Source organism: Nonomuraea sp. NPDC049421 (assembly GCF_040677005.1).
GTDB lineage: Bacteria > Actinomycetota > Actinomycetes > Streptosporangiales > Streptosporangiaceae > Nonomuraea > Nonomuraea salmonea.
In genome coordinates this window covers 1-12066 of sequence record NZ_JBFAQA010000028.1, presented here as the reverse complement: position 1 = coordinate 12066, position 12066 = coordinate 1, and the positions used below count along the sequence as shown (strand labels likewise).

At 72.9% G+C, this 12066-nt stretch carries 11 protein-coding genes and 1 pseudogene; 4 read left to right on the top strand and 8 right to left on the bottom strand.

Going from position 1 to position 12066, the window contains the following annotated elements; genetic code table 11:
• The first annotated feature begins 38 nt into the window (after positions 1–38).
• Positions 39–656, top strand: a complete 618-nt coding sequence (locus tag AB0K18_RS36955) for a TetR/AcrR family transcriptional regulator (protein WP_364924207.1) — start codon at positions 39–41, stop codon at positions 654–656.
• A gap of 2 nt (positions 657–658) precedes the next feature.
• Here AB0K18_RS36955 and AB0K18_RS36950 read toward each other — a convergent pair whose 3' ends face one another.
• The 3 genes from AB0K18_RS36950 to AB0K18_RS36940 form a co-directional block, all read right to left on the bottom strand.
• Positions 659–1594 (bottom strand): hypothetical protein, encoded by a 936-nt coding sequence (locus AB0K18_RS36950; protein WP_364924205.1) that lies wholly within the window; start codon positions 1592–1594, stop codon positions 659–661.
• Between the two features lie 197 nt (positions 1595–1791).
• The gene (locus AB0K18_RS36945) at positions 1792–4095 is read right to left on the bottom strand and encodes an ABC transporter permease (protein ID WP_364924202.1); all 2304 of its coding nucleotides are present in this window, start codon (positions 4093–4095) and stop codon (positions 1792–1794) included.
• Entirely contained in the window at positions 4092–4790 is a 699-nt protein-coding gene (locus AB0K18_RS36940; RefSeq protein ID WP_364924199.1) for an ABC transporter ATP-binding protein, read from the bottom strand. Before AB0K18_RS36940 ends, AB0K18_RS36945 begins: the two co-directional genes overlap by 4 nt.
• 117 nt (positions 4791–4907) lie before the next feature.
• Here AB0K18_RS36940 and AB0K18_RS36935 point away from each other — a divergent pair, with 117 nt between their 5' ends.
• Entirely contained in the window at positions 4908–5825 is a 918-nt protein-coding gene (locus AB0K18_RS36935; RefSeq protein WP_364924197.1) for a histidine kinase, read from the top strand.
• Positions 5822–6517 carry a response regulator transcription factor gene (locus AB0K18_RS36930; protein ID WP_364924194.1) on the top strand — a complete coding sequence of 232 codons (696 nt, stop codon included), beginning with the start codon at positions 5822–5824 and terminating at the stop codon, positions 6515–6517. Before AB0K18_RS36935 ends, AB0K18_RS36930 begins: the two co-directional genes overlap by 4 nt.
• Here AB0K18_RS36930 and dgoD read toward each other — a convergent pair whose 3' ends face one another.
• Genes dgoD through AB0K18_RS36915 form a run of 3 tightly spaced genes read right to left on the bottom strand, consistent with a single transcriptional unit; the run spans position 6518 to position 9658 of the window.
• Entirely contained in the window at positions 6518–7663 is a 1146-nt protein-coding gene (gene dgoD, locus AB0K18_RS36925; RefSeq protein ID WP_364924191.1) for a galactonate dehydratase, read from the bottom strand. It lies immediately after the preceding gene.
• Positions 7664–7676: 13 nt separating this feature from the next.
• Positions 7677–8414: an SDR family oxidoreductase gene (locus AB0K18_RS36920; RefSeq protein WP_364924188.1), complete on the bottom strand. Its 738-nt coding sequence runs from the start codon at positions 8412–8414 to the stop codon at positions 7677–7679.
• The gene (locus AB0K18_RS36915) at positions 8411–9658 is read right to left on the bottom strand and encodes a cellulase-like family protein (protein WP_364924186.1); all 1248 of its coding nucleotides are present in this window, start codon (positions 9656–9658) and stop codon (positions 8411–8413) included. Before AB0K18_RS36915 ends, AB0K18_RS36920 begins: the two co-directional genes overlap by 4 nt.
• Before the next feature lie 180 nt (positions 9659–9838).
• Between AB0K18_RS36915 and AB0K18_RS36910 the strand changes: the two genes are divergently transcribed.
• Positions 9839–10549, top strand: coding sequence for a FadR/GntR family transcriptional regulator (locus tag AB0K18_RS36910; RefSeq protein ID WP_364924183.1), 711 nt, complete (start codon positions 9839–9841; stop codon positions 10547–10549).
• Between the two features lie 5 nt (positions 10550–10554).
• On the opposite strand, the gene AB0K18_RS36905 is transcribed toward AB0K18_RS36910, so the two are convergent.
• Together AB0K18_RS36905 and AB0K18_RS36900 are read right to left on the bottom strand one after the other, a co-directional pair.
• Positions 10555–11193 carry a bifunctional 4-hydroxy-2-oxoglutarate aldolase/2-dehydro-3-deoxy-phosphogluconate aldolase gene (locus tag AB0K18_RS36905; protein ID WP_364924180.1) on the bottom strand — a complete coding sequence of 213 codons (639 nt, stop codon included), beginning with the start codon at positions 11191–11193 and terminating at the stop codon, positions 10555–10557.
• A pseudogene (locus AB0K18_RS36900) lies at positions 11190–12066 on the bottom strand (glycosyl hydrolase family 35); the annotation flags it as partial. The gene AB0K18_RS36905 and the pseudogene AB0K18_RS36900, both read right to left, overlap by 4 nt.

The window sequence follows — 12066 nt, the reverse complement described above, 5'->3', positions numbered from 1 at the left end:
AAACTCTACTGTACCGTCTACTTTAAGGTGAGGGTGGCATGGCCCGACGCGGGCAAGAGTTGCGCGAGCACATCCTGGAGACGGCGAAGCTCGCGTTCCTGGAGGACGGCTTCGAGCGGACCTCGATGGACGCCGTCGCCGCGCGGGCGGGCACGTCCAAGCGGTCCCTGTACGCGCACTTTCCGACCAAGGACGTGCTGTTCCACGCGGTCGTGGAGCACATCCGCGGCTCGTTCGGCGGCCGGATCCGCACCCCCGCCACCTACTCCGACGACCCGCGCGAGGCGGTCGTGCGCTACTGCGGGCGGTTCGTCCAGCTCCTGCACTGGTCGGCTGCGGCCAGGATGATCAGGCTCGGCATCGCCGAGGCCGACCGCCTCCCGGATCTGGCGGCCGGCCTCTACGACGTCCTCTTCGGCACCACGGCCGCGGACCTGGCGGCGTACCTGACGACCGCCCTGGACCTGACGCCCGGCGGGGCGGAGGCGGCGTCACACGAGCTGTTCGGCCTCGTCCTGCATCCGACGCTGCCGCGCCTGCTGTTCGGTCTGGAGCCCCTCGTGGACGAGCTGCCGGACGAGTCCACGCTGGCCTCCGACGTGGACCTCGACAGGATCAGGCGGCTCCTGCGCGAGGCCCTGCCATCGGCGGCGTGAGACTACTGCGCCTGCTGGTCGTACAGGCCGTCCATCATCCGGACGAGCGGGGCCGCGTACGTCGAGCTCTCGCCCTCCTCGCTCGCCGACCCGCCGTACTCCACCTGCCAGTCGCCGGTCGAGGTGTTGCGGATGGAGGTGTGGCTCAGCGTGCCGCCGCTCGCGTTCTCGTCGTACAGGGCCCAGTGGTGGGCGGTGCGCTTGTTCGTCGCCGAGTCGACGCTGACCGTGTCGTCATGCCGCGAGGCGAGGAAGGTGTAGTCCGTGCCCATCTGCGACTGCGGCTGCTTGCCCAGCCAGCTGATGAAGCCGCTGCCGGGACGCATGTCGCTGCACTGCTCGTGGGTGATGGCGCACACGGTCACCACCGTGCTGCCGATGCCCTGGTGCGGGGTGGCGAAGGTGACCATGTCCTCGATGTAGAGGAAAGGCGGCCAGTCACGAGGCCAGTCGGTGGCGCCGATGTCGTCCGGGTCGACGCTCAGCCCGCTGATGTCGGGCGGCGTCTTGCCCACGCCGTACCTGTTGACGCCCTCGATGGCCGCCTTCGCGACGAGGCCGCCCATGGAGTGCGTCACCACGTCGATGGCGATGTCCTTGCTGGAGTACAGGTAGTAGACGGTCCACGCGAACTGGCGGCCGACCTCCTGGATGCGCGTGTCGGTCGTGCCTCTGAGCCTGAGGTCGCAGTTGGTGGCCTTGTTGTAGTAGCCGAAGGTGACGACGTCGCCCCAGCCGTTGCCGTTCAGCAGGTTCCTGGCGCTGTTCCACGCCCCCGAGCAGCTGATGTCCGCCTCGCGGTCGAACCCGTGCACCATGACGGTGACGCGGTGCCCGTCGGCCCGTGCGGGCGCGGCCGACGCGGCCGTTGCGGTGGCGATGAGGGTGGCCGCGACGATGGCCCCGATCAAGGACAGGGATCTGGCTAACTTGTGCATCCACGGTCTCCGTTCCGTTTGAGCCAGAGGCAGAGTAACGCGTGGACGATCATGGCAGCGGTGATCGTCAGCACCGTCCGCGGCGCGTCGAGGCTGGAGTCGTGCACGCCGTCGACCAGTTCCTCCTGGCGGGTGAGGGCCGGCGACTGCGCCGCCGTGCAGGGGGGTGTCCGTCGGTCAGGCGTCCCTCCGTCCGCTCATTCGGTACGCAGCGCTTCCGCGATCGTCAGGGTGGCCGCCGAGCGGGCGGGCAGGACCGCGCCCAGCACGGCGATGGCCACGCCCGCCACGACCAGCGCACCCAGGGCCGCGGCCTGCCAGACGTCGAGCAGGATCGCGGGCGCGCTGAGCCCGGCGGCGTCGAGCATGGCCCGCACGATGACCCGGTGCGAGGCCATGCCGATCGGGATGCCGGCCAGGCCCCCGATGGCGCCCAGCGCCGCCATGGACGTGATCATCATCAGCGTCACCTGGCGCGGCGTCATGCCGATGGACTTCAGCATGGCGAGGTCGCGGCGGCGCTCGCGGGTGTTGAGCACGACGGTGTTGAAGACGCCCAGGGCCGCGACCGTGCCGAGGAGCAGCGTGAAGAGCGAGGCCGCGCCGATGATGGCCACGCTGTTCTGGTCGACCTGGGACTTGGCCCGCGGATAGAGGCCGGGGTCGGCGGCTTTGACGGCGGCGTTGAAGGTGTCGACGTCGGTGCCGGGGGTGAGCCGCACCTCGTACTGGGTGGCGCGGGCGCCGGGGTCGAGCGCGGTCAGCGTGGGCCAGCTCACCATGATGAGGTCGTTGGAGGCGTCCATGACCTCGCCGACGATCGTGGCCTGGGTGCGGGCGGCGCCGAGCGCGATCGTGAGCCGGTCGCCGACGCGCAGCCCGAAGCGTTTCAGGAACGCCGAGGGGGCCGCGACCTCGTTGGGGCCGGAGAAGTAGCGGCCCGACACGACCACGTCGCCGCGGGTCGAGGCGTCGCCGCGCAGGAACTGCGCCTTGTTGCGGCTGGTGTGGCCGGGCAGCTGCACGTCGATCCAGGCGTCGGCGGTGACGTAGCGGACGCCGGGCTGGGAGCGCAGCAGCGCCTCGATGGCGGCGTCGTCGAGCTTGGGCCTGACCTGGTCGGGGCGTCCGGCGTAGATGACGGAGTGGACGTGGCCGACGCGCTGCGCGGTGTCGCCGTACGCGGTCATGGTCTGGAACAGGCCGGTGGCGAGCGTCACCGCGGCCACGCCGAGCACGATGGCGGCGAGCGTCAGCGTCGAGCGGCCGGGCCGGGCGAACGGCATCCCCAGCCCGAGGCTCACGCTGCGAGGCAGCCGCGTGCCGGACAGCACGCGCTGGATCGCCTGCCCGCGGCCCGCCCTGGGCGCGCTGCCGGAGCGGATGGCCTCGACGGCCGACAGCCGGTGCGCGCGCGAGGCGGGGATGAGCGCGGCCAGCACGACGACGGCCGGCACGCCGAGCAGCGCGACCAGGTGGACCCACCCGCTGACGCCCAGGCCGATGGACGCGCCGATGCCGGCGAACACGCGATCGAGCAGCGGCTGCGAGATCAGCGCGCCGAGCCCGGTGCCGACGAGGCACCCGGCGAACCCGGGCAGCAGGACCATGGCCAGATAGACCCCCATGACCTGGCCGGGGGTGAAGCCGAGCGACTTGAGCACGCCGATGTGCCGCTGCCCCGCGACGACGGCGCCGCTGATGACGTTGGCCACGATGAGCACCGCGACCAGCAGCCCGAGCAGCCCGAACCCGGCGAGGAACGGCAGGTAGGAGGTGGCCGCTCTGGAGACGTCCTGCTTGACGGTGAGGTACGGCTGCCGGCTGAGCACGCCGGCCGGTGGCAGGTCGGCGGTGACGTCCGCGGTGGCGGCGCGCACGTCGTTCGCGGTCTCGGCCCTGGTGAACCGGTAGAGCATCTGGGCGGTCGTGGGCTTCATCGCCTGCATCTGCGCGGGGGTGACCCAGGCCTCGGCCGTCCTGGTGACGCTGGAGGCCAGGCCCACGATGGTGAAGCTCAACCCTTCCCCGGTCTGGACGGCGGCGCCGACCATGTCGCTGAAGAGCGGCTCGACCGGCCGGTCCACCACGATCTCGCCCGGCTTCGCGGCCCAGCGGCCCGCCCACAGGTCGACCTGGTCCACCGGCCCGCCTGGGCCGGGCCGCCCGACGACCGTGAGCGGTCCCGGCGGCAGGCTCTGCCGGGTGTCGGCGACGGTGAGCACACTCTGTCCGTACGGCCCCGCCGCCGCCTCGACGCCCGGCTCGGACGCCGTCGCCGCGAGCCGCGCGTCGGGGACCTCGGCCCGGTCGAAGGTGATCACGACGTGGGGGCCGCGCTGCTCGGCGAAGGTGCGGTCGAACGGCCCCGACGAGGCCTCCAGCAGGCCGAGCGCCACGACGATCGCGACCGTGGAGCACAGGACCACCACGGCCAGGATCATGCTCTGCATCCTGCGCCGCCGCACCGCGGCCAGCGCGATGCGCATCACCACGTTCATGGGGTCCACTCCAGCGTGCGCTCCGCGGTGACCCGGCCGTCGGCCAGCTCGATCACCCGGCCGGCGCACCGCTCGGCGAGCCGCTCGTCGTGGGTGACCAGCATCAGGGTCTGCCCGATCTGGTGCAGGTCGAGCAGCAGGTCCATGACCTGCTCGCCGGAGTGGCTGTCGAGCGCGCCGGTCGGCTCGTCGGCCAGCAGCACGGCGGGCCGGTTCATCAGCGCGCGGGCGACGGCGACGCGCTGCCGTTCACCGCCGCTCAGCACCGCCGGGTACATGCGGGCGCGGCCGGAGATGCCGAGCTCGTCCAGCAGCTCCATCGCCCGCCTGCGCGCCTGGGCGGCAGGGGTGCCGGTGAGCTGCGCGGCCAGCGCCACGTTGTCCAGCGCGGACAGGTCGTCGAGCAGGTTGAAGAACTGGAAGATCATGCCGATGCGGCGCCGCCTGAACAGCGCGAGCCCGGTCTCGTTCATCCCGGTCAGGTCCTCGCCGTGGACGACGACGCGCCCTGCGGTGGGCCGGTCGAGCCCGGAGATGAGGTTCAGCAGGGTCGACTTCCCGCAGCCGGACGGCCCCATCACCGCGACCGCCTCGCCGGCGCGGATCTCCAGCGAGACGCCGCCGAGCGCCACCGTCTCGCCGTATTGCTTGCGTACCTGATCAAGTTGTACGACGATCTCGGTTCCGGCTGTCATGAGAAGGAGGCTACAAACGGCGCGGGAGGTCGGTCATCCTTCCCCGGATGTAGATCCATCCCGATGTCATCCTGGGGATGTAGTGCTGATCTCCACGTCGTTTGCCAGGGTGGAACGGTGGGCGGAGTCTGGGCGTACGCCGTGGTCGTCGTGGTGGTGCTGCTGGTAGTGACGCTGGCGCTGAGCGTCGCCCTCGTACGGGCGCGGCGGCGGCACCGCGCGGCCATCGAGGAGCAGGGCAGGTCACTTGAGCGGGAGAGCGACCGGGCCGCCAGGGCGGCGGTCGACGCCGAGCGGGCGAGGATCGCCAGGGAGCTGCACGACATCGTCAGCCACAACGTCAGCCTCATGGTCGTCCAGGCCGGCGCGGCACGCGAGGTGATGACCCTGCAGCCGGAGGCGTGCGCGGAGGCGCTGAAGGCGGTCGAGAACGCCGGCCGGTCGGCGATGTCGGAGCTGCGCCACCTGCTCGGCCTGCTCGCCCCCTCGCCCGACGGCGTCGAGGACCCCATGGAGGACGCGCTGGTGCCGTCGCCGAGCCTGAGCGGGCTGAACCCGCTGATCGACCGCTTCGCCTTCGCCGGGCTCACGGTCGAGACCCGCATCCTGGGCGAGCCGAGGCCGCTGCCGCCGGGCATCGACGCGACCGTCTACCGGATCATCCAGGAGGCGCTGACGAACGCGCTCAAGCACGCCGAGCCGGACACGAAGGCCGAGGTGACGATCCGCTACGCCGACAACCAGATCCGCGCGGAGGTGCTCAACACCGGCCCCAGCGCGCTCACCGCCGACCAGCCGGCCGAGCGGGGCCGCGACGCCCCGCAGGCCCGGCAGCGCAAGGGCGACGACGGGGCCGGGCGCGGCCTGCTGGGGCTGCGCGAACGGGTCGCCGTCTACGGCGGTGACCTCGACGCCAGGCGCCGGCTCGGCGGCGGCTACCGCATCCGCGCCCGCATCCCGCTGAACGCGCCGCAGGCCGGCGACCCGCCAGGCCCGCCCGGTGCGGGCGCCGCACTCCGACAGGACGGCCGATGACCCCCGAGCCCTCGCCCAGCGTGCTGATCGTCGACGACCAGGCGCTCATCAGGACCGGGTTCCGGCTGATCCTCACCACCCGCGGCATCGACGTGGTGGGGGAGGCGGCCGACGGCGTGGAGGCGGTGACGGCCGCGCGGGAGCTGCGGCCGGACGTGGTGCTCATGGACATCCGCATGCCGAACCTCGACGGGCTGGAGGCGGCCAGGCGGGTGCTGGCGCAGGACCCGGACTGCCGGGTGCTCATGCTGACCACGTTCGACCTCGACCGGTACGTCTACGCCGCGCTGGCACTCGGCGCGAGCGGCTTCCTGCTGAAGGACGTCACGCCCGAGCACCTGGCCAACGCCGTGCGGCTGGTCACCACCGGCGACGCCCTGCTGGCCCCGTCGATCACCCGCAGGCTCGTCGAACGCTTCGCCGCGCAGGACCAGGCCGCCGGCGCCACGGCCACGAGCGTGCCCGCCGACCTGGCCGTGCTGACCGCGCGCGAGCTGGAGGTGCTGACGCTGGTGGGGCGCGGGCTGTCCAACGCGGAGCTGGCCGAGGCGCTGACGCTGAGCGAGACCACGGTGAAGACCCACGTCGCGCGCATCTTCACCAAGCTCGGCCTGCGCGACCGCGCCCAGGCCGTCGTGGTCGCCTACGAGAGCGGACTGATCAGCGCCGGCTCCGCGGGCAAGGGCGGGTGATCACCACTCGGCGAAGGAGCCGTCGGGGTGGCGCCACAGCGGGCTGCGCCAGCGGTGGCCCTGCTCCGCCGCCCGTTTCACCGCGGCCTCGTCGATCTCGATGCCGAGGCCCGGCCGTTCCGTCCGGGTCGCGTAGCCGCCGGGGAAGGTCAGCGGGGCCGGGTCGACGAGGTAGTCCAGGACGTCGTTGCCCTGGTTGTAGTGGATGCCGACGCTCTGCTCCTGGATGAGGAAGTTGGGCACGGCGAAGGCCAGCTGCAGGCTGGAGGCCAGCGAGATCGGGCCCAGCGGGCAGTGCGGGGCCATGCTCACGTCGTACGTCTCGGCCATCGCGGCGATCCTGCGCACCTCCGAGATGCCGCCGGCGTGGCTCACGTCCGGCTGCGCGACCGCGATGCCGTGCCCGATGACGTCGCGGAAGTCCCACCGGGAGAACAGCCGCTCGCCGGTGGCGAGCGGGATCGACGTGCCCGCGGCGAGCGCGGCGAGGTTGCGCGAGTGCTCGGGCAGCACCGCCTCCTCCACGAACAGCGGCAGGTACGGCTCCAGCAGCGGCAGCAGCCGTCTGGCCATCGCCGTGCTGGCCCGGCCGTGCAGGTCGACCACCAGGTCGTGGTCGTCGCCGATGGCCTCGCGCACGGCGGCGACCCGCTGCACGACCTCCATCGTGCGGGCCGGGGTGTCGATGGCGGTCAGCTCGCCCGAGCCGTTCATCTTCACGGCGGTGAACCCGGCCTCGATCTGCGCCTTGGCCTGCTCGGCGACCTCGGCGGGCCGGTCGCCGCCGATCCAGGCGTACATGCGGGCCTTCTCGCGCACAGGACCGCCCAGCAGCCGGTGCACGGGCAGCCCGGCGGACTTGCCGGCGATGTCCCACAGCGCCTGGTCGATGCCGGCGACCGCGCTGGACAGCACGGGACCGCCCCGGTAGAAGCCGCCCTTGGTGAGGACCTGCCAGTGGTCCTCGATGCGCAGCGGGTCCTGGCCGATGAGGTGGTCGGCCAGCTCGGCGACGGCGGCGCGGACGGTCTCCGCCCGGCCCTCGACGATCGGCTCGCCCCAGCCGGTGATGCCCTCGTCGGTGCGGATCCGCAGGAACAGCCAGCGTGGTGTGACGAGAAAGGTGTCCAGAGAGACGATCTTCATGCAGGTTTCCGTTCTAGGAGGAGGTGGTGGAGACGCTCCAGCCACCGTCGACGTTGAGGCAGGCTCCGGTGATGAACGAGGCGTCGGGCGAGGCGAGGAAGGCGACGGCCGCGGCCACCTCGTCCGGCGTGCCGAACCGGCCCGCCGGGGTCTCGGCGATGGTCGCGTCGCGGCCCGCCTGGTCGATGCCGTCCCAGGCGGGGCTCATGATCGGGCCGGGCACGACGGCGTTGACGCGGACGCGGGGCGCGTAGTCGACGGCGAGCTGCCTGGTCAGCGACTGCAGCCCGCCCTTGGCGGCGGCGTACGGCGCGCAACCGGGGATGCCGGTCTGGGCGTGCACCGACGAGGTGATCACCAGTGCGCCCGCGCTCTCCGCCAGCAGCGGGCAGAACGTGCGCGCCGCCAGGTAGGCCGCCTTGAGCGAGACGTCGATCTGCAGGTCCCAGTCCGCCTCGGGCAGCTCGTGGGCCGGGCGGGCGGGCACGACCCGGCCAGGCCCGTTGGCGTGCAGCACGTCCAGGCGGCCGAACCGCTCGCGCACCTCCTCCAGGGCGGCCGCCCAGCCGGCGGCGGAGGCCACGTCCAGGTGCAGGAAGGCGGCCCGCTCGCCGATCGACGCGGCCACCTCGCGGCCCCGTTCGCCGGCGACGTCCGCCACCAGCACCCGCGCGCCCTCGGCGGCCAGGCGGCGCGCGGTGGCCGCGCCGATGCCCGACGCGGCGCCCGTGACCAGGGCGGTCCTGCTCATCGTCCCTCCGTGAAGATGCGGTTGGCGGTGACCTGCAGCTCCACGTCGTCCCACATCGGGTGCTGTGGGGCCGCGTTCGAGCAGACCACCGTGCCCCACGCGCCGAGCCGGCGGGCGTGGCGGACCGCGTCCAGGCAGATCTCCGAGCCCACCGGGCCCTCCTCGAACGTGCCGCGCAGCGGGGTGTAGCCGATCCAGCCCTCGCCGAAGACCAGCGGCAGCTCGCGGGCGGCGGCCCAGTCGGCGGCCACCTCCATCCACAGGCGCAGCTTCTCGGCCATGCCGTGACGGTAGGTGGCGTACCGGTCGTACAGCCAGCGGTCGAACAGGGCCGGGTCGCACCAGTCGTGCAGGTACACCTCGCGCGGCGGCACCACCGTGGCCGCGCCGCGCCACTCCTCCTCCGGATGCCAGTCCGCGAGGTCGGGCGCGCCGGGGCGGAGCAGCTCGCGGCGGGCGCGCTCCTGCGGGAACGGCACGCTCGGGTCGCGCAGCGCGAACGTCTCGATCAGCTCGTCCAGCACGCCGTGGACGTAGGGGTGGAAGACGGCGACGTCCACGTTGGCGGGTATGCCGCGCATCTCGCCGTGCGGCACGCGCGCGTAGTTCACGGTCGCCGGCACGTCGGGGTGCCGGGACTTGAACACGCCAAGGGCCTTCTCCAGGTACGGCCGCAGCCCGAGCACCGGGGACTCGCCCGGCGCGAGCACCTCGGTGAGCCAGGTGGCCTGGATCTCGTTGTGCAGCTCGACGAACGCGATCTGCTCGGCCAGCCCGTGCCCGGCCACGAAGTCCACCAGGCCGGCGAGCGCCTCGGCCAGCGCGGTCGCCCGCCGCTCGGCCGGCACCGCGCGCAGCGCCTCGTACCAGGCGGGGTCCGCCAGGAAACTGGAGCTCTGCTGGTACTCCCAGGAGGAGACGATCACCCGGCAGCCGTGCCGCCTGGCCGCCTCGAACAACCTCAGGAGGTGGGCGCGGCCGTCCAGGGTGGACGGCTCGCGCACGTCGTACCAGCGGGTGCCGAGGCCGTAGCCGCGGCCGAACGGGGCGAACGTCAGCGCCGAGGTGTCCAGCCCCGACCCGAACAGCAGGTACGGCATCGCGCAGATCCGCACGGTGTCGTACCCGCGCGCCACCGCCTCGTCGAAGGCGCGGTCGAGGTCCTCGAACGGCTCGCCCTGGCCGGTCCTGGCGTACCAGGAGAAGTCCCAGAGCGTGATGGTCAAAGTGGACAACTCACTCATCGTCGGCTCTTTCGTTGGGGGTGTAGGCGCCCGGATGCGGAACTTCGTCTCGCAGGATGCACTCAGACTTCCCTGAAATCAATAAATAGTAAGATTACTTTTTACACTAGTATGCTTAGAGGCGATATCGGCGATCTTGGGGGGCGGTGGCCTGGAGTGCGGGCGTGGCATGATTCCGCCATGACGGAGATCGGGAGGTCCGGCGCGCACGACCGGGTGGTCAGCAGTCTCGGCACGGCCATCGTCAACGGCGAGCTCGTCCCCGACGACGATCTCGACGTGGTGGCGCTGCAGGAGCGGTTCTCGGTGAGCAGGACGGCGGTGCGCGAGGCGCTGCGCGTCCTGGCCGCCAAGGGCCTGGTGGGGGCCCGGCCACGGCGCGGCACCTTCGTCGCGCCCCGCGAGCGGTGGGCGCTGCTCGACGCCGACGTGCTGCGCTGGCGCTTCGCCGACCGCGTGGACGAGACGTTCCTCGACGAGCTGGGCGAGGTGCGGCTGACCGTCGAGCCCGCCGTGGCCCGCATGGCGGCGCTGCGCCGCACCGACCGCGATCTCGCCGACCTGGAGGACGCGCTGGCGGCCATGCGAGCGGCGGCGGGCCGGCCGGCCGCCGATCACGTCGAGGCCGACCTGGCCTTTCACCACGCCCTCCTGCGGGCCGCGCACAACGAGCTGATGGCCCAGATGGCCACCGCCATCGAGGCGGGCCTGCGGCTGCGCGACCAGTTCGTGCACGCCACGCTCACCAGCGAGTCCGCCGACAAGCACGCCGAGGTCCTGCTCGCCGTCCGCAAGCAGCGCGCCAAGGCGGCCGAGACCGCGATGCGCGCCCTCATCGAGCGCTCGATCGCCGACGTCGACCTCGCCAAGAAGGTCCACGGTTCAAGGTGACCGGCTCAGCCGTCCGAGCCGTTGCGTGTGATCACGTCGATCAGGCGCTCGGCGCGGGAGGTCAGGGCCGCCATGTCGCCGTCGGCGCAGGCGTCACCGAGCAGGGGGGAGCCCATGCCGACGGCTCGGGCGCCGGCCCGCAGGTAGGCGGGGACGTCGTCGATGCCGATGCCGCCCGTGGGGACCAGGGGGATGTGCGGGAGCGGGGCGCGGACGTCCTTGATGTAGGCGGGGCCGCCCGCCGCACCCGCCGGGAAGACCTTGACCAGGGCGGCGCCCTGCGACCACGCCTGGACGATCTCCGTCGGCGTGAACGCCCCCGGCAGGACCGGCACGCCGAGCCGCCGCCCTTCGGCGATCACCTCGGGGAGCACGGCGGGCGTGATCAGGTAGCCGGCGCCCGCGTCCACGGCGCGGCGCGCCGAGTCCGCGTCGAGGACGGTGCCCGCCCCGACCGCCACTCCCGGCAGCCCGGCCGCCCGCCGGATCGCCGCCTCCGCGCCGGGCGTCGGCATGGTGACCTCCATCGCCCGCACCCCGGCGCCGGCCAGCGTCTCCAGCGCGGCGTCGAGGTGGCGCGCCTCGGCGGCCCTGATGATGGCGATGACGGGCAGCGCGGCCAGCGCATCGTCCAGCGTCGTCATGATTCCTCCTGGCAGAGCACCGTACGGGGCACGGGGACGAGGGTGACCGAGCGCAGCTCCAGCACGGAGCCGCCCGGATACGCGGCAGGCCGCACCTGCGGCGAGACGAACACGGGGGCGTCCGCGCGCAGCGGCAGCAGCCGTACCTCGAGGCCGTGCTCCAGCACCTCGTCGCGGAAGCGGCGCAGCCCGATCTCCCACGCGGGCCCGTACCAGAACTGGTCGGCCACCAGACGGCCGCCGACGTAGGCGCGCCCCACGTCGCCGGTCCAGTCGAGCCGCAGCAGCACCTCGTCCCCGCCCGCGAACGCCTCGGCCGGGACGGTGACACGGTAGACGGCGGCCTGCTCGAAGTCGGCGTCGGCAGGCGCGGAGGCCCGCCCCGACGCGGGGTCGATCACCGGCTCCCTGGCCGGACCGGCCTGCCGGACCTCCTCCACCTTCACCTCGGGCACCTCGACGGCGGCGGCAGCGGGCAGCAGCCCGAACACGCCGTCGGTCCGCGGAGCACCGGCCGGTGCGGGGAAGACCCGCACGTCCGAGGAGCCCTCGCCGTACACCACCAGCCGGTCGTCCTCGATCACCACCGGCCGCTCGCTGAGCACCAGCCGCCGCGCACCCCAGAGCCGGCCCGCCGCCGCGCTCAAGGCGCTTGCGGCGTCCAGCACCAGGACGGCCGCGCGGCCGCCGGAGGCGTCGCGGATCCGCAGCAGGCAGCCGGTGCCCGGCGTGAGATCGGTGACCACGAGCCGGTCGCCGTCGCGCGACACCGTCGCGGGCCCCTCGACCTCGGTGACGGTGGCGGCGTCGAAGACCAGCTCGACCGGGATGCCGGCGGGGGTGGGGTTAAAACGGCGGTCGGCCGCAGGCGGG